The sequence below is a fragment of the Streptomyces sp. NPDC104096 genome (genome assembly GCF_055584385.1).
The window spans coordinates 1-16,362 of the sequence record NZ_JBVJMD010000017.1 but is presented as its reverse complement, the minus strand read 5'-3'; the positions used below and the strand labels follow the sequence as shown (position 1 = coordinate 16,362).

General features: G+C 74.7%; 14 protein-coding genes. 9 read left to right on the top strand and 5 right to left on the bottom strand.

Annotation, left to right across the window (positions count from 1 at the left end):
* The first annotated feature begins 8 nt into the window (after positions 1-8).
* Positions 9-1,712: a coiled-coil domain-containing protein gene (locus ACZ60B_RS19235; RefSeq protein WP_469388425.1), complete on the top strand. Its 1,704-nt coding sequence runs from the start codon at positions 9-11 to the stop codon at positions 1,710-1,712.
* A gap of 31 nt (positions 1,713-1,743) precedes the next feature.
* Here ACZ60B_RS19235 and ACZ60B_RS19230 read toward each other — a convergent pair whose 3' ends face one another.
* Positions 1,744-3,078: a PH domain-containing protein gene (locus ACZ60B_RS19230; RefSeq protein ID WP_469388424.1), complete on the bottom strand. Its 1,335-nt coding sequence runs from the start codon at positions 3,076-3,078 to the stop codon at positions 1,744-1,746.
* Positions 3,075-3,581 carry a PH domain-containing protein gene (locus tag ACZ60B_RS19225; RefSeq protein ID WP_469388422.1) on the bottom strand — a complete coding sequence of 169 codons (507 nt, stop codon included), beginning with the start codon at positions 3,579-3,581 and terminating at the stop codon, positions 3,075-3,077. The genes ACZ60B_RS19230 and ACZ60B_RS19225 overlap by 4 nt, the downstream gene beginning before the upstream one ends.
* A 31-nt stretch (positions 3,582-3,612) precedes the next feature.
* Between ACZ60B_RS19225 and ACZ60B_RS19220 the strand changes: the two genes are divergently transcribed.
* Positions 3,613-4,764, top strand: a complete 1,152-nt coding sequence (locus ACZ60B_RS19220) for an NADH-quinone oxidoreductase subunit D (protein WP_469388420.1) — start codon at positions 3,613-3,615, stop codon at positions 4,762-4,764.
* Here ACZ60B_RS19220 and ACZ60B_RS19215 read toward each other — a convergent pair.
* Positions 4,729-5,787, bottom strand: coding sequence for an SAM-dependent methyltransferase (locus tag ACZ60B_RS19215; RefSeq protein ID WP_469388418.1), 1,059 nt, complete (start codon positions 5,785-5,787; stop codon positions 4,729-4,731). The two genes, ACZ60B_RS19220 and ACZ60B_RS19215, sit on opposite strands and share 36 nt — an antisense overlap.
* 118 nt (positions 5,788-5,905) lie before the next feature.
* Here ACZ60B_RS19215 and ACZ60B_RS19210 point away from each other — a divergent pair, with 118 nt between their 5' ends.
* Positions 5,906-7,108, top strand: coding sequence for a sensor histidine kinase (locus ACZ60B_RS19210; RefSeq protein WP_469388416.1), 1,203 nt, complete (start codon positions 5,906-5,908; stop codon positions 7,106-7,108).
* Positions 7,109-7,241: 133 nt separating this feature from the next.
* The gene (locus ACZ60B_RS19205) at positions 7,242-7,913 is read left to right on the top strand and encodes a response regulator (protein ID WP_469388415.1); all 672 of its coding nucleotides are present in this window, start codon (positions 7,242-7,244) and stop codon (positions 7,911-7,913) included.
* Positions 7,914-7,944: 31 nt separating this feature from the next.
* Here the strand turns inward: ACZ60B_RS19205 and ACZ60B_RS19200 are convergent, their stop codons facing one another.
* Both ACZ60B_RS19200 and ACZ60B_RS19195 read right to left on the bottom strand, forming a co-directional pair.
* Entirely contained in the window at positions 7,945-9,066 is a 1,122-nt protein-coding gene (locus ACZ60B_RS19200; protein ID WP_469388413.1) for a DUF5937 family protein, read from the bottom strand.
* 183 nt (positions 9,067-9,249) lie between these two features.
* Entirely contained in the window at positions 9,250-10,488 is a 1,239-nt protein-coding gene (locus ACZ60B_RS19195; protein ID WP_469388412.1) for a threonine aldolase family protein, read from the bottom strand.
* A 172-nt stretch (positions 10,489-10,660) separates the two neighbouring features.
* On the opposite strand from ACZ60B_RS19195, the gene ACZ60B_RS19190 reads away from it, so the two are divergent.
* Genes ACZ60B_RS19190 through ACZ60B_RS19170 form a run of 5 tightly spaced genes read left to right on the top strand, consistent with a single transcriptional unit; the run spans position 10,661 to position 16,147 of the window.
* Complete coding sequence (locus ACZ60B_RS19190; RefSeq protein ID WP_469388410.1) at positions 10,661-11,608, top strand: Rossmann-like and DUF2520 domain-containing protein; 948 nt, start codon at positions 10,661-10,663, stop codon at positions 11,606-11,608.
* Positions 11,605-12,597, top strand: a complete 993-nt coding sequence (gene panC / locus ACZ60B_RS19185; protein WP_469388407.1) for a pantoate--beta-alanine ligase — start codon at positions 11,605-11,607, stop codon at positions 12,595-12,597. Before ACZ60B_RS19190 ends, panC begins: the two co-directional genes overlap by 4 nt.
* Positions 12,594-14,351, top strand: a complete 1,758-nt coding sequence (locus ACZ60B_RS19180) for an L-aspartate oxidase (RefSeq protein ID WP_469388403.1) — start codon at positions 12,594-12,596, stop codon at positions 14,349-14,351. Before panC ends, ACZ60B_RS19180 begins: the two co-directional genes overlap by 4 nt.
* Before the next feature lie 5 nt (positions 14,352-14,356).
* Positions 14,357-15,334 carry a carboxylating nicotinate-nucleotide diphosphorylase gene (nadC, locus tag ACZ60B_RS19175; protein WP_469388401.1) on the top strand — a complete coding sequence of 326 codons (978 nt, stop codon included), beginning with the start codon at positions 14,357-14,359 and terminating at the stop codon, positions 15,332-15,334.
* 15 nt (positions 15,335-15,349) lie between these two features.
* Complete coding sequence (locus tag ACZ60B_RS19170) at positions 15,350-16,147, top strand: type III pantothenate kinase (RefSeq protein ID WP_152887713.1); 798 nt, start codon at positions 15,350-15,352, stop codon at positions 16,145-16,147.
* Positions 16,148-16,362: the final 215 nt, after the last annotated feature.

The following is a 16,362-nucleotide window of genomic DNA, read 5'->3' as shown; positions in this document are numbered from 1 at the left end:
TTCTGGCCATGCCACGTGGACGTCACCGCCATTCCCCGCCCCTGCACAGGCTGTTGCCGCCTTCGGTGATCGCCGGCGTCTCCGTCGTCTGCGCTTTCGCCCCCTGGGTGTTCTCGCAGGCGATGGTGCTCCGCGGTCTGGCCGCGGCCGCCGCGACGACGGCTGTTCTGGGCGCCGTCGTCATGCGCCGCTGGGACGCCCAGGCGGGCAAACAGGTCGCCGACCTCACCCGCGCGCGTGCGAGCGACGACTGGCGCCACGAGGAACGTGTCGCCGAACTGGAGACCGACCTCGAGGAGTCGCGCGAGCTGCGCGTGAAGCTGGAGCAGCGGCTGCGCGCGAAGCGCGCCGAACTGGCCCGGCTGCGCAACGAGCACGCCGCGCTGCTGCGGCGGTACGCGACGGCGGAGACCGAGCGGGCGACCGCCCTGGAGGGCCGCCGGCTGCTGGAGATAGAGAGCGCGTCCCCCGCGCGGGCACTGCCGCCGGGGACGGCTTCGTCCGTGGCGGAGGAGACCGAGGCTGTGGCTGCCCCGGCCGAGACCGACGCCGATCTCGACGCCGAGACCGACGACGAGGCCACCACCGGTGCGGAGACCGACGCCGTGGCCGATGCCGAGGCGGAGCACGGCATCGACGCCGACGCCGACATCGATGCCGAGGCCGATGCCGAGGACGAGGCGACGGTCGACGAGGGGGCGCCGGTGGCTCCGGCGGCCTTCTCCCCCGAGGGGTCCAAGCTGTTCCTGCGGGCGAAGGCGGCGCTGAGCCGGTTCGACGCCGAGGCCGCCGCGGACGCGCCCGCCGGGACCCGGCCGGAGTCCGCGAAATCCGTCCGGTCCGCTCTCTCCGGTGCCTCCGGTGCCGAGGTCGCGCTCCGCGCGGAGGCCGTGCAGGAGGACGAGGCGCAGGGGAAGCCCGAGGCGGCCGACGAGCACCGGCGTGCGGCCGCCGAACCCATGTCGGACAGGGAGAGCGCCACCCGCAAGGAGCCCGTCGTCACCGACGCGGCCGCCCCGGTGAAGCCGGCCGCCCAGGAGGAGCCGACCTCCTCGGAAGGGACCGTCACCGTCGAGGAGACCGTCACCCCGGAAGCGACGGCCCGACCCGAAGCGGACGTCACCGCCGAGGAAACCGGCACCCCGCGAGCGGCGGCCGCCCGGGGGACGGGCGTCGTCGAGGCGCGCACGACCGACCGGACCGACCCCCTCGCGCGACCGGAGACGGCTTCCGCCGTGAGCACGGCCATCGCCCGGAGGGAAACGGCCCCTCAGGCAGCCCAGGCGCCCCAGGCCGCCCCGGCCACCCAGGCACCTCGGGCCGCCCAAGCCGACCGGTCCCGCCCGCAGTTGCCGGCGCCGGCGAAGTCCCCCGCCCCCGTGCACCGGCCCTCCGGGCACTTCACCGTGCCGACCGCCGTGGCCGTCGTACCGGCCGCCGCGCCCGTGCGCAGGCCGACGGCGGAGGGCGGGTTCGACTTCTTCGGCATGCAGAAGTCCGCGGAGCCGTCCGCCCTGGACGCCGTGCAGAACGAGGACCTCGCCGACGTCGTCGGCGAGGAGGCCATCGCCGTGCACAAGGCGGCGGCGGAAGGGGAGTTCACGCCGGTGGACCCGCGGTCGCGCGACGCCGGCCAGGTCATCGACCTGACGGAGCACGACGAGACGGAGCAGATCGACCTCAAGGGACTGCGCAGCAGCGCGGCGTCCTGACGGAACGACAGATACGACGCCCGGCGTCCGCTCAGGCCATCCACCTGTCGGGCCGGGCGTCCCTGCGTCCCGTGCGCGAACGCTCCGCCTGCCCGCGCAGCAGCTCCGCGGCCTCCCGGGCGTCCCGCAGCCGGGCGGTCACCGACTTGCCGGCCCCCGTGTCCACGTGCACATCGGCTACCCGCCACAACCGCTGCCAGGGCCCCTGCGTCAGCCGTACGCTCTGCACCTTGGCGTGCGGCACCAGCGCCACGGTGCGCCGCAGCAGCCCGTGCCGGGCGGCGAACACCGCGCCGGTGACCGCCAGCCCGTAGCCCCGCCACCACACCGGCACGCACCGCCCGGCCCGCCGTGGCGGCCGGGTCGTCGCCGTGGCGGCCGGCACGCTCACCCCGGGCAGCACGCGCGCGACGACCGCGTCGGCGAGCGCGCGCGGCGCGACCGGTACCAGCACCGAGCCGGACGACCCGGCCACGTCCAGCTCCACCCGCACCCAGTCGCGCCGCCGCCACAGCAGCGGCTGCACGATCCGCACGGTCTGCACGCGTCCCGGCGGCACCGTCTCGTGCGCGCGGTCCAGCAGGCCGTGGTCGATGCGCAGCCCGTCCGGCGACTCGCCCAGCGTCCAGTCGTACTCACCGGCGAACCGCCCCACGCTGCGCGCGCCCGCCGCGCCGAGCAGCGGTACACCGGTCGCGAGGACCGTCCACACGCTGTGGGTGGCCAGCCACAGCGCCGGCGGTACGACGAGCGCGGCGGCCGCCGCGCCCCAGGTCGCGCCGGTCAGCAGCAGCGAGACGGCGAGGTCGCGCGCGGGCACGCGCAGCAGCTCCCGGGACGGCGCCTCGCCGACCTCGTGGGCCGTATCGGGCGCGAAACCGGCCGCCCGCGCGAGCAGTTCGGCCCGCAGCCTGCGTGCCTCGCCCTCGCCCAGGAAGGCGAGTTCGTCCTTCTTGTCCGTGCCGACGACGTCGAGCCTGAGCTTGGCGACGCCCGCCACGCGCGCGAGGAGCGGCCGGGTGACGTCGACCGCCTGGATGCGCTCCAGCCGGATGTGCGCGGTGCGCCGGAACAACAGGCCGGTCCGTATGCGCAGTTCGGTGTCGGTCACCGAGAAGTGCGTGTACCACCAGGTGAGAAAGCCGTAGAGGGAGGCGGCCGGGACGAACACGGCGAGCGCGACCAGCAGGGTCGTCGTGGTCAGCCGGGTCAGCTGCGCCTGCGCCTGGTCGGGGTCGTGCGCCGCCCATCCCACGATCACCGCGACCGGCGCCCACGCCCGCCGGAACGGTGTGACGGGATGCAGCCGCCGCTCGGTCACGGGCCGCGGCGCGCGCAGGTCGTGACCGGCGTCCGGCGCCGTCACAGCCCCGCCGACCGGGCTTCGCCGAGCTCGGTGAGCCGGTCGCGCAGCCGCTGCGCCTCGGCCGGTTCCAGGCCGGGGACGGTCGCGTCGGTCGCGGCGGCCGCGGTGTGCAACTGCACCCCGGCCAGCCCGAACCACCGCATGACGGGACCGGAGGTCACCTCGACCAACTGCATCCGCCCGTACGGCACGACGGTCTCCGTGCGCCACAGCACGCCCCGGCTGAGGAGCAGGTCGTCGGCGCGCTCGGCGTACCGCCAGGAGCGCCAGTTGCGGCCGAGCATCACCCAGCCCCACCACGCCGCCGCCGTCGGCAGCAGCGCGAAGGCCGCCCAGGCGGGCCCCGCCAGCAGCCCGAGCAGCAGTCCCACGGCGAGGGCGGCCGACCCCAGCCACACCACCAGCAGCAACCGTCGCATCCGCAGCAGTCCGGGCGGCAGCCCCGTCCACGCCACCGGCTCCGCCCCCGTCGCCTCCGCCCCTCCCGGGCTCCCCGTCTCCATGGGGCCAGCCTACGTAGGGGAGACTGTGTCCATGACTCCTACGACGGAGACCACGGTCGGGATCGGCGGCGCCGCGGAGAGCACCGACATGGTGCTCAACATCGGGCCGCAGCACCCCTCCACGCACGGCGTGCTGCGTCTGCGGCTGGTGCTGGACGGCGAGCGCATCGTCAGCGCGGAGCCGGTGATCGGCTATATGCACCGCGGCGCCGAGAAGCTCTTCGAGGCGCGCGACTACCGCCAGATCATCATGCTCGCCAACCGCCACGACTGGCTGTCGGCGTTCTCGAACGAACTGGGCGTGGTCCTCGCGGTGGAGCGCATGCTCGGCATGGAGGTGCCGGAGCGCGCGGTGTGGACGCGCACGCTCCTCGCCGAGCTGAACCGGGTGCTGAACCACCTCATGTTCCTCGGGTCGTACCCGCTGGAGCTGGGCGGCATCACCCCGGTGTTCTACGCGTTCCGCGAGCGCGAGGTCCTCCAGAACGTCATGGAGGAGGTCTCCGGCGGGCGCATGCACTACATGTTCAACCGCGTCGGCGGCCTGAAGGAGGACCTGCCGGCCGGCTGGGCGGGCCGCGCCCGCGCCGCGGTGGCCGCCGTGCGGTCGCGCATGGACGTCTACGACGACCTGGTGCTCGGCAACGAGATCTTCCGCGGGCGTACGCGGGGCGTGGGCGCCCTCACGGCGGCCACCGTGCACGCGTACGGCGTGAGCGGGCCGATCGCGCGCGCCTCCGGGGTCGACTTCGACCTGCGCCGCGACGAGCCGTACCTCGCCTACGGGGAGCTCCAGGACACCCTGAAGGTCGTCACCCGGCAGGAGGGCGACTGCCTGGCCCGCTTCGAGTGCCTCCTGGAGCAGACGCACAACGCGCTGGACCTCGCCGACGCCTGCCTCGACCGGCTCCCCGGGCTGGCGCCCGGACCGATCAACCAGCGGCTGCCGAAGGTGCTGAAGGCGCCCGAGGGCCACACCTACGCGTGGACCGAGAACCCGCTCGGCATCAACGGGTACTACCTGGTCAGCAAGGGCGAGAAGACCCCGTACCGGCTGAAGCTGCGGTCCGCCTCGTACAACAACATCCAGGCGCTGACCGAGCTGCTGCCGGGCACGCTGGTGGCGGACATGGTGGCCATCCTCGGCTCACTGTTCTTCGTGGTCGGGGACATCGACAAGTAGGGCGCGCGGGTCCGTGACACCCACCGGCTGAAGGAGCCACCCGAAGTCGCCCAGCCCACCGGGCGCGGTCAGTTCGGCGGCCTCTCCGGCGTGCGCGAGGGCGCGGACGTACGCCGTCGGGTCGCCGGAGGCGAGCGCGAGCGGGGGACGTGCGCCGGTGAGCCCCAGGGAGTGCAGCGCCGTGCGCTGGGTGATCCGGCGTGCGCCCGCCAGCGCACAGGCGTCCAGCGCGACATGCGCCGTGATGTCGCACGAACCGTCGGGCACGGGCACCGTCCCGCGCCCCTCCCGGAAGCCGGTCAGCGTCCCGAACGGGGGGCGCGCGTCCGCGGTGTGCGCGTAGTCCACGGCCACCGCGAGCCCCCGCGCCACGCGGGAGACGGCGGCCGCCCACGCGCGGTCCCGGGGGAGCCCGATCTCCGCGCGCAGCCCCTCCTCGGCCGGCAACGGCCACCAGCGCGCGAGCCAGTCCGCCGCCGCTCCCCGGACCGGTTCCCCGAGCCGTTCGGCGCCGTCCGCCCGGACCAGCACCAGTCGTGCCACGCCCGCCGCGTCCACCTCGGCGACGTCCACGGGCACGTTGTCCAGCCACTCGTTGGCGAACAGCAGCCCGGTGACCTCCCGCGGCGGCTCGGGCAGCCAGCCGATCCGGGGGTCGAGGCCGGACGGGCGGTCCGCGATCTCGACGGCGCACGCGCGCGTGCGGGCGGCGACGTCCGCGGGCAGCGCGGCGAGCACCCCGCGGACCAGCTCACCGCGGCCGGCGGCCAGGTCGACGAAGTCGAGCGCGGCGGGCCGGCCCAGGGCCTCGTCGACCCGGCACAGCAGCCGGGCCACCGCCTCGGCGAAGAGCGGCGAGGCGTGCACCGACGTACGGAAGTGACCGGCGGGGCCCTCCGGCCGCCGGTAGAAGCCGTCCGGCCCGTACAGGGCGTCCTCGGTCGCCGCCCGCCAGCCACGCCACCCGTCCACCGGGTCCGCCGCGCCCGTCCCGTCCGCCGGGTCCTTCGTGTGCTGCTCCACCCGGACAGACTAGGCGTCGTGCTGATCACGGCCTCCACCTTGCGGAGTACGCGCGTCGGGCACGGATCGGCCCTCCGGTTGACCCCCACCCACATCCGGCTTCCCTACGCTGGGTGGCGTGCAGCGCCTCTATGACCTCATCCGCAGGCACCCGACCTGGGTCGACAGCTTCTGGGCTGCCGTCCTGTTCGGGATCTCGGTCGCGGGTGGAGCCGCCCGCGCGGAGACCGCGGGCACCGACTCCCCGGCCCGGATCATCCCCGTGACGTTCCTGCTGTGCCTGGTGGTCGCGCTGCGCCGACGCCTGCCGGTGCAGATGCTCCTGCTGACGGCCGTGCTCGGACTGACGCAGCTGGCGCTGGACGTCGAGACGACGGCCGCCGACTTCGCCATGCTGGTGATCGTCTACACGGTCGCCGCGACCGGCGCCCGCTGGGCGTCCTGGCTCGCCCTGGGCATGGGCCTGGTCGCGGCCACCCTGGCCCAGCTGCGGTGGCCGAACGAGAACTCGAGCGCCGTGGGCAACCTGGCGATCGTGATCTTCCAGACCGTGCCGTTCGCCCTCGCCTGGGTGCTCGGCGACTCCATGCGCACCCGCCGCGCCTACTTCGCGCAGTTGGAGGAGCGGGCCGCGCGCCTGGAGAAGGAGCGCGAGGCGCAGTCGAAGGTCGCGGTCGCCGCCGAGCGCGCCCGGATCGCGCGCGAGCTGCACGACGTGGTCGCGCACAACGTGTCGGTGATGGTGGTGCAGGCCGACGGCGCCGCCTACGTCCTCGACGCGGCGCCCGACCAGGCGAGGAAGGCCCTGGAGACGATCTCCTCCACCGGCCGCCAGGCCCTCGCCGAGATGCGCCGCCTGCTGGGGGTGCTGCGGACCGGGGAGCACCAGGAGGTCGGGGAGTACGTGCCGCAGCCCGACGTCCAGCAGATCGAGGACCTCGTCGAGCAGTGCCGGGACTCGGGGCTGCCCGTCGACTTCAAGATCGAGGGCACACCGCGCCCGCTGCCCAGCGGCGTCGAGCTCACGGCGTACCGCATCGTGCAGGAGGCGCTCACCAACACCCGCAAGCACGGCGGCCCGAACGCCGGCGCGAGCGTGCGCCTGGTCTACTTCGACGACGGACTCGGTCTGCTCGTCGAGGACGACGGGAAGGGCGCCCCGCACGAGTTGTACGAGGAGGGCGGCGCCGACGGCCGTGGGCACGGCCTGATAGGCATGCGCGAGCGCGTGGGCATGGTCGGCGGCACCCTCGACGCGGGCCCTCGCCCGGGCGGAGGATTCCGTATCAGTGCCCTGCTCCCGCTCAAACCCGCGCATTGACGCCGACGCGCGCCCCCCGTTGACACCTGTCACGCCCCTGCCTGACCCACCGACCGCGAGCAAGCCGCTCGACCGCGAGCAGACCGCCCGACCGCGAACCGCTCAACCGCGAACCACGAAACGGAAGAGGCTCATGACGATCCGCGTGATGCTCGTCGACGACCAGGTGCTGCTGCGCACCGGATTCCGGATGGTGCTCGCCGCCCAGCCGGACATGGAGGTCGTCGCGGAGGCGGGCGACGGGGTCGAGGCGCTTCAGGTGCTGCGCTCCTGCGAGGTCGACGTCGTCCTGATGGACGTCCGCATGCCGAAGCTCGACGGGGTCGAGACCACCCGCCGGATCTGCTCGGAGCCCGAGCCGCCGAAGGTGCTCATCCTGACCACGTTCGACCTCGACGAGTACGCCTTCTCGGGCCTGAAGGCGGGCGCGTCCGGGTTCATGCTCAAGGACGTGCCGCCCGCCGAACTGCTGGCCGCGATTCGCTCGGTGCACAGCGGTGACGCCGTGGTCGCCCCCTCCACCACCCGCCGCCTCCTCGACCGCTTCGCGCCGATGCTGCCCGCCACCGGCAAGGAGCCCCGGCTCGCCGAGCTGGAGCGGCTCACCGACCGGGAGCGCGAGGTGATGGTGCTGGTCGCCCAGGGGCTGTCCAACGGGGAGATCGCGGCCCGGCTGGTGCTGTCCGAGGCGACCGTCAAGACGCACGTGGGCCGCATCCTGACGAAGCTGGGGCTGCGGGACCGGGTGCAGGTGGTGGTCCTGGCCTACGAGACGGGCTTGGTGCGGGCCGGCGGCCGGGGCTGACCCAGGGGCCCGGCGATCGGTCCCCCCAGGGCTAGCGGAGGATCCCCTCCAGGAAGTCGCTGCCCAGCCGGGCCACCACCGGTACGTCCAGCTGGTGCAGGACGTACCGGCCGCGCCGCCGGGTGATGACCAGGCCCGCCTTCTTCAGCACCCCGAGGTGCCGGGAGATCTCGGGTGCCGTCATGCCGTGTATCCGGGCCAGCTCGCCGGTGGTGTGGGCGCTGCGCGCCAGATGGCGGCAGATGCGCATCCGGACGGGGTGGGACAGCGCGGTCATCCGCAGGGCGAGCTGCTCGACCGACGGGGCGGAGACCGGTTCGGGCGATCCGACCGGGTACTGCAGCAGCGGCTGCCAGCCGTAGCGGTGCAGCACCGTCAGATGCGGCAGGCCGAAGCTGGTCGGCACCAGCAGGAGGCCGCCGCCCGCCGTGGTCGTACGGCCCTGGGCCAGCTTGTCCACGAGGATCCGCCCGGCGCTCTCGTCGACCGTCACGACGGGGGAGACCGCGGCCAGCGCCTCGGCCAGTCCCTTGCGCCGCAGCAGCTCGGTCTTGTGCCGGGCGTCCGCCGTCAGCTGGTGGCGCAGCCGGGACCAGGCCTCGTCGAAGAACGCCTCGTCGCAGTCCTCCAGGAACCGCCGCAGCCAGGCCCGGACGCTGGGCGGGTCGTCGAGCAGCCGTTGCGCGAAACGCACCTGCTGCGGGCCGCGGGAGGCGGCGATCTCCAGCGCGCGGCGGCGGGCGTCGGCGTCGGCGAGCAGGTCCGGGGCCTGGACGTCGTAGTTCAGCGTGCAGGTGAACTCCATGGCCGCGTCCACGAACTGCTCGTCCGTCAGCCGGTCCAGGAGGTCGAGGTCGTCGGCGAGCGTGGCGCCGGGGAGCGTGGCGCCCGGGAGCGTGCCGCGGCCCGGGATGCCCGCGAACGGCAGGAACAGGTCCGAGAACGTCGTGCGCCACAGGAAGTCGGCCTCGCACATCCGGTCGGCCAGGTGCGAGTCGAGCCGACTGGTGACGCTCGTCACCCAGCCCTGGAGACCGGGATGGTGCCCCGGCTCGGCCAGGGCGTGCAGCGCCATGCCGAGCTCGGCCAGCGGGGAGGGCACGACGGTGACCCTCTCCGGCCGCAGCCCCGCGATGTCGATGCTCACGCTCATGCCCCCATGGTGCACTCCACCACCGACAGCGCCGTCCGGGGCCGTCGGCGGCGCGGGGCACGGCCACCGGCCGTACCGACCGTGACCGTCGGCCGTACCGACCGCGGCCGTCGGCCTCGCTGTCGGTCACGCCGTCGGCCCGGGCCGGCCGGCCGGCCGTCCGGGCCGGGCTCCCGGGGCCGTTCAGCCGTCGGTGCGCTCGTCCGTCCGGCGCAGCCGGGACACGAAGTCGCCGACGGCCGCCGTCACGTCCCGAGGCGTCCACTCCAGGCCGGTGGCGCGCACCCCGACCTCCGTGAAGGCCAGGCCCGGACCGCCGGACCGCCAGCCGGAGGCGAAGAGCAGGGTCCCCGTCTCCTCGCCCTGACGCACCGCCGCATCGGAGAGCAGGTCCGCCTCGTACGGCAGCCAGACCTGGAACTCGTGGGTGTGCGGCCGCTCCGGGTGCACCCGGGCCCACGGCACCCCCGCCTCGGCGAACCCCGTCCGCAGGGCGTCGGCCACCACGCGCGCGTGGCGTACGTAGTCGGGCAGCCGGGGCAGCTCGCGGTCGAGGCCGACGAGGGCCGACAGCACCGTGGGGAACTGCTGGAACACCAGGCCGCCGTACCGGTGCCGCCAGACCTTCGCCTCCTCCACCAGCGTGGCGGGCCCGGCGAGCGCCGCGCCGCCGAAGGCGTCGAGGGACTTGTAGAACGAGACGTAGACGCTGTCCGCGAGGCCCGCGATCTCCGCCAGCGGGCGGCCGAAATGGACGGTGGACTCCCACAGCCGCGCGCCGTCGAAGTGCACCACCGCGTCCCGTTCGCGCGCCGCCTCCACGACCTCGCCGAGCTCCTCCCAGGCGGGCAGGACGAAACCGGCGTCCAGGAGCGGCAGTTCCAGCATCAGCGTCCCGAAGGGCTCCGGGAAGTCGCGCACCTCGTCGGCGGTCGGCAGCCGCGGTTCGTTCGTCAGCCGTACTGGGCGCAGCCCGCTGACCTGGCTGAGCGCGTGCCGCTCGTGCACCTCGGGGTGCGCCAGCGCGTGCAGCGCGACCGCGGTGTCGCCGGTGCGGCCCGCCCAGCAGCGCAGGGCCACCTGCTGGGCCATCGTGCCGGTCGGGAAGAACGCGGCGGCCTCCGTGCCCAGCAGGGCGGCGACCCGCTCCTCCAGGCGCTCCACGACCCCGTTGCCGTAGATGTCCGCCGGTTCGTCGAGGTCGTACACCTCGGGTGCCGTCTCGTGCAGGTACGCCAGCCGCTCGCGCAGCGTGCTCCGGGCACCCGCGCGCGACAGCGTGCGCCGGGCCTCCCGCAGGACGGCCGAGCGCCGCTCGCCCAGGGACCCGGCCGACGTCCCCGCGTCCCGCGCGCCCTCCACGTCCTCCGCTTCCCCCGCGTCCCGCGTCTCCCGCGTGCCCTGTTCCGTCGTCTCGTCCATGCCCCGGATCATGCCGTGCGCGGGTCCGTGCGGGCACGCGCGCGGGGCGGATCCGGACCGGTCCGGAAACCCACAGCCTGTGGACAACCGGACCGGGTGGGGCCGATCGCGTTAACATGACGAGAAATCGTCCGGTACCCAGAGCGGACTGGAACGGGAAGGTCACGGTCGCGTGAGTACAGTCCAACAGCCAGACCCCAGGGACCGCCCCGCGCGGCTCACCGTCGGCGTCGTCGGCGCCGGCCGGGTGGGTCCCGTGCTGGCCGCGTCCCTGGAGCTCGCCGGCCACCGCCCGGTGGCCGTCTCCGGGGTCTCCGACGCCTCCCGCCGGCGGGCCGCGCTGCTGCTGCCCGACGTGCCGGTCGTGCCGCCGGCCGAGGTCCTGCGCCGGGCCGAGCTGGTGCTGCTGACCGTCCCGGACGACACCCTGCCCGGCCTGGTGACGGGGCTCGCCGAGACCGGCGCCGTGCGCCCGGGACAGCTGCTCGTGCACACCTCCGGGCGGTACGGCGCGAAGGTGCTGGACCCGGCCCTGCGCGCGGGCGCCCTGCCGCTGGCACTGCACCCCGCGATGACCTTCACCGGCACCCCCGTGGACGTGCAGCGGCTGGCCGGCTGCTCGTTCGGCGTCACCGCCCCCGGCGAGCTGCGGCTGGCCGCGGAGGCCCTCGTCATCGAGATGGGCGGCGAACCGGAGTGGATCGCCGAGGAGAACCGGCCGCTCTACCACGCGGCCCTCGCGCTCGGCGCCAACCACCTGGTCACCCTCGTCGCCCAGGCCATGGAACTGCTGCGCACGGCCGGCGTCGAGGCGCCCGACCGGATGCTCGGCCCACTGCTCGGCGCCGCCCTCGACAACGCCCTGCGCTCCGGCGACGCGGCGCTGACCGGCCCCGTCGCGCGCGGGGACGCGGGCACGGTCGCCGCGCACATCGCCCAGCTGCGCGAGCACGCCCCGGCAACCGTCGCCGGCTATCTGGCGATGGCCCGCGCGACCGCCGACCGGGCGCTCGCCCACGGACTGCTGAAGCCGGAACTCGCGGAGGACCTGCTCGGGGTGCTCGCCGACGGGGCGGACCGCACCGACGGGACCCACGGCACCGAAGGAGCCGCCGGATGACCACCACCCTGCTGCGTACCGCGGGAGAGCTGCACGCACGCGTGCCCGCGGGCCGCCGAGCCGTCGCGATGACCATGGGCGCCCTGCACGAGGGACACGCCACCCTGATCCGCACCGCGCGCGAGCTCGCCGGTCCGGACGGCGAGGTCGTGGTCACGGTCTTCGTGAACCCGTTGCAGTTCGGCGCGGGCGAGGACCTCGACCGCTACCCGCGCACCCTGAAGGCCGACCTCGAGCTCGCCGAGCAGGCGGGCGCCGACGTCGTCTTCGCCCCGTCCGTGGAGGAGGTCTACCCGGGCGGCGAACCGCAGGTCCGGATCGGCGCGGGCCCCATGGGCGAGCGGCTGGAGGGCGCCACCCGCCCCGGCCACTTCGACGGCATGCTCACCGTGGTCGGCAAGCTGCTCCACCTCACCCGGCCCGACGTGGCGCTGTTCGGGCAGAAGGACGCCCAGCAGCTCGCCCTGGTCCGGCGCATGGTGCAAGACCTGAACTTCGGCATCGAGATCGTCGGCGTGCCGACCGTGCGCGAGGAGGACGGGCTGGCCCTGTCCAGCCGCAACCGCTACCTCTCGCCCGGGCAGCGGCGCACCGCCCTCGCCCTGTCCCAGGCCCTCTTCGCGGGGCGCGACCGGCACGCGGCCCAGGAGGCGCTGCGCGCCCGGGCCCGCGCGACACCCGTCACGCACGCCCGTGCCGAGGCGCTCAGCGCCATCGGGGAGTCCCGCGCGGCCGCCGACACCCACGCCGTCGCCAAGGCCGTGCCCGGCTGCGCGGCGGCCGTGCGCGCCGCCGCCCGGCTGGTGCTCGACGACGCCGCGCGGCTGGACCCGCCGCTCGAACTGGACTACCTCGCGCTCGTCGACCCGGCCGACTTCACCGAGATCGACGACGACTTCACCGGCGAGGCCGTCCTCGCCGTGGCCGCCCGGGTCGGCACGACCAGGCTGATCGACAACCTTCCTCTCACCTTCGGAGCCGCCTCGTGACCAGCACAGGCATACGACTGCACGCGCCCGCGCCCGGGTGGTCCATCTCCGCGGACGTGGTGGTCGTCGGCTCCGGAGTGGCCGGCCTGACCGCGGCGCTGCGCTGTCAGGCCGCGGGCCTGACCACGGTCGTCGTCACCAAGGCGCGGCTCGACGACGGCTCCACCCGCTGGGCGCAGGGCGGTATCGCCGCGGCCCTCGGCGAGGGCGACACCCCCGAGCAGCACCTGGACGACACGCTGGTCGCGGGCGTGGGCCTGTGCGACGAGGAGGCCGTACGGATCCTCGTCACCGAGGGCCCCGACGCCGTACGGCGGCTGATCGAGACCGGCGCCCACTTCGACGAGTCCGCCGAGGGCAGGCTGGAACTCACCCGCGAGGGCGGCCACCACCGCCGCCGCATCGCGCACGCGGGCGGCGACGCGACCGGCGCCGAGATCTCGCGGGCGCTGGTCGAGGCGCTCCACGCGCGCGGACTGCGCGCGATCGAGAACGCGCTCGTGCTGGACCTGCTGACGGACGCCGACGGCCGCACTGCGGGCGTCACCCTGCACGTGATGGGCGAGGGCCAGCACGACGGCGTGGGCGCCGTGCACGCGCCCGCCGTGGTCCTCGCGACCGGCGGCATGGGCCAGGTGTTCGCCGCGACCACCAACCCGTCCGTGTCCACCGGCGACGGCGTGGCGCTCGCCCTGCGGGCCGGCGCGGAGGTCTCCGACCTGGAGTTCGTGCAGTTCCACCCGACCGTGCTGTTCCTGGGCGCCGACGCCGAGGGCCAGCAGCCGCTGGTCTCCGAGGCCGTGCGCGGCGAGGGCGCCCACCTGGTCGACGCCGACGGCGTGCGCTTCATGGTGGGTCAGCACGAGCTGGCCGAACTGGCGCCGCGCGACATCGTCGCCAAGGGCATCATGCGCCGGATGCAGGAGCAGGACGCCGAGCACATGTTCCTCGACGCCCGGCACTTCGGCGCCGAGATGTGGGAGCACCGCTTCCCGACGATCCTGGCCGCCTGCCGCGCGCACGGCATCGATCCGGTGCACGAGCCCATCCCGATCGCCCCGGCCGCCCACTACGCCTCCGGCGGGGTGCGCACCGACTCCCACGGCCGTACGACGGTGCCGGGCCTGTACGCCTGCGGCGAGGTCGCCTGCACGGGCGTGCACGGTGCCAACCGGCTCGCCTCCAACTCCCTCCTGGAGGGCCTGGTCTACGCCGAGCGCATCGTCGCCGACATCACGAGCGGCCGGACCCGCGAGGGGCTGCACGCGCGCGTGCCCGCGCCGGTCGCGCAGCCCGAGAAGCCGGCCCACCCGCTGCTCGCCCCCGAGGACCGGTTCGCGATCCAGCGGATCATGACCGAGGGCGCCGGTGTGCTGCGCTCCGCCGGCTCCCTCGCCCGGGCCGCCGACCAGCTCCAGCGGCTGCACAGCGAGGCCCGCGACGCCCTCGACGAGAACGGCAAGACCGCCGAGCCCGGCGTCGACACCTGGGAGGCCACCAACCTCCTGTGCGTGGCCCGCGTCCTGGTCGCCGCGGCCGGGCAGCGCGAGGAGACCCGGGGCTGCCACTGGCGCGAGGACCACGCCGACCGCGACGACAGCGCCTGGCGGCGCCACATCGTCGTACGGCTGAATCCGGACCGCTCGCTGGCCGTGCACACCACGGACACCGCAGACTTCCCCCCGACCCTCCCCTCCGCTCCCGGCCCCGCCGGGGCGGCGGGGACCGCCACGCACCGTCCCCAGGAGCAGTGACAGCAGTGAGTACCTCCGACCTTCCCCTCGCCTCGTCCGACGGCTGCGGCGACGGCTGTGCCTGTGGCGCGGACACCGGCGAGGAATACCTGGAGTGCGGCCTCGACCCCGCGCTCGCGCAGCTCCTGACCGAGGCGGGGCTCGACCCGCTGGAGGTCGAGGACATCGCCAACGTCGCCATCCAGGAGGACCTGGACAACGGCGTGGACGTGACGACGGTCGCGACCATCCCCGAGGACGCCGTGGCCACCGCCGACTTCACCGCGCGCGAGGCGGGTGTCGTGGCCGGCCTCAGGGTCGCCGAGGCGGTGATCTCGGTCGTCTGCACGGACGAGTTCGAGGTCGAGCGGCACGTGGAGGACGGCGAGCGGGTCGAGGCCGGGCAGAAGCTCCTGTCGGTCACCACCCGCACGCGCGACCTGCTGACCGCCGAGCGCAGCGCGCTCAACCTGCTGTGCCGGCTGTCCGGCATCGCGACCGCCACGCGCGCGTGGGCGGACGCGCTGGAGGGCACGAAGGCGAAGGTCCGCGACACCCGCAAGACGACGCCGGGCCTGCGTTCGCTGGAGAAGTTCGCGGTGCGCTGCGGCGGCGGTGTGAACCACCGGATGTCGCTGTCCGACGCGGCCCTGGTCAAGGACAACCACGTGGTCGCCGCGGGCGGCGTCGCGCAGGCCTTCGCGGCCGTGCGCGAGGCCTTCCCGGACGTACCGGTCGAGGTCGAGGTCGACACCCTGCACCAGCTGCGCGAGGTGGTGGAGGCGGGCGCCGACCTGATCCTGCTGGACAACTTCACGCCGGAGCAGTGCGCGGAGGCGGCCGGGATCGTCCGCGAGCGCGCACTCCTGGAGGCGTCGGGCCGGCTGACCCTGGAGAACGCCAAGACCTACGCCGACACCGGTGTGGACTTCCTGGCGGTCGGGGCGCTGACCCACTCCTCGCCGATCCTGGACATCGGTCTGGATCTGCGGGCGGCGGAGTAGGGAGCGGGACCGGCCATGCTGCTGACGATCGACGTAGGCAACACGCACACGGTGCTCGGCCTGTTCGACGGCGAGGACATCGTCGAGCACTGGCGGATCTCCACGGACGCCCGGCGCACCGCGGACGAACTCGCGGTGCTCCTCCAGGGCCTGATGGGCATGCACCCGCTCCTGGGGGAGGAGCTGGGCGACGGCATCGACGGGATCGCCATCTGCGCGACCGTGCCGTCCGTGCTGCACGAGCTGCGCGAGGTCACCCGCCGGTACTACGGCGACGTGCCCGCGGTGCTGGTGGAGCCCGGGGTGAAGACCGGCGTGCCGATCCTCACCGACAACCCCAAGGAGGTCGGCGCCGACCGCATCATCAACGCGGTGGCGGCCGTCGAGCTGTACGGCGGTCCGGCGATCGTCGTCGACTTCGGCACGGCGACCACGTTCGACGCGGTGAGCGCGCGGGGGGAGTACGTGGGCGGGGTCATCGCGCCCGGGATCGAGATCTCGGTCGAGGCGCTGGGCGTCAAGGGCGCCCAGCTGCGCAAGATCGAGGTCGCCCGGCCGCGCAGCGTGATCGGCAAGAACACGGTCGAGGCGATGCAGGCCGGCATCGTGTACGGGTTCGCCGGCCAGGTCGACGGCGTCGTCAGCCGGATGGCACGGGAGCTGGCGGACGACCCGGACGAGGTGACGGTGATCGCCACCGGCGGGCTGGCGCCGATGGTGCTGGGCGAGGCGTCGGTGATCGACGAGCACGAGCCGTGGCTGACCCTCATCGGCCTGCGCATGGTCTACGAACGGAACGTCTCCCGCCTCTGAGGCGGCTCGCACGACGTGACGGACGGGGCGTTCCACAGACCGGAACGCCCCGTCCGTCCATGCCGGGGTCCAGCGCGCTCCCGTGCGGTGGCGTTCGCCGGCGGCCGGTCACCGGGTCGGTCCCGGGGGGGGGGGGGGGGGGGGGGGGGGGGGGGGGGGCGGCGGGGGGGGGGGGGGGGGGGGGGGGGGGGGGGGGGGGGGGGGGGGGGGGGGGG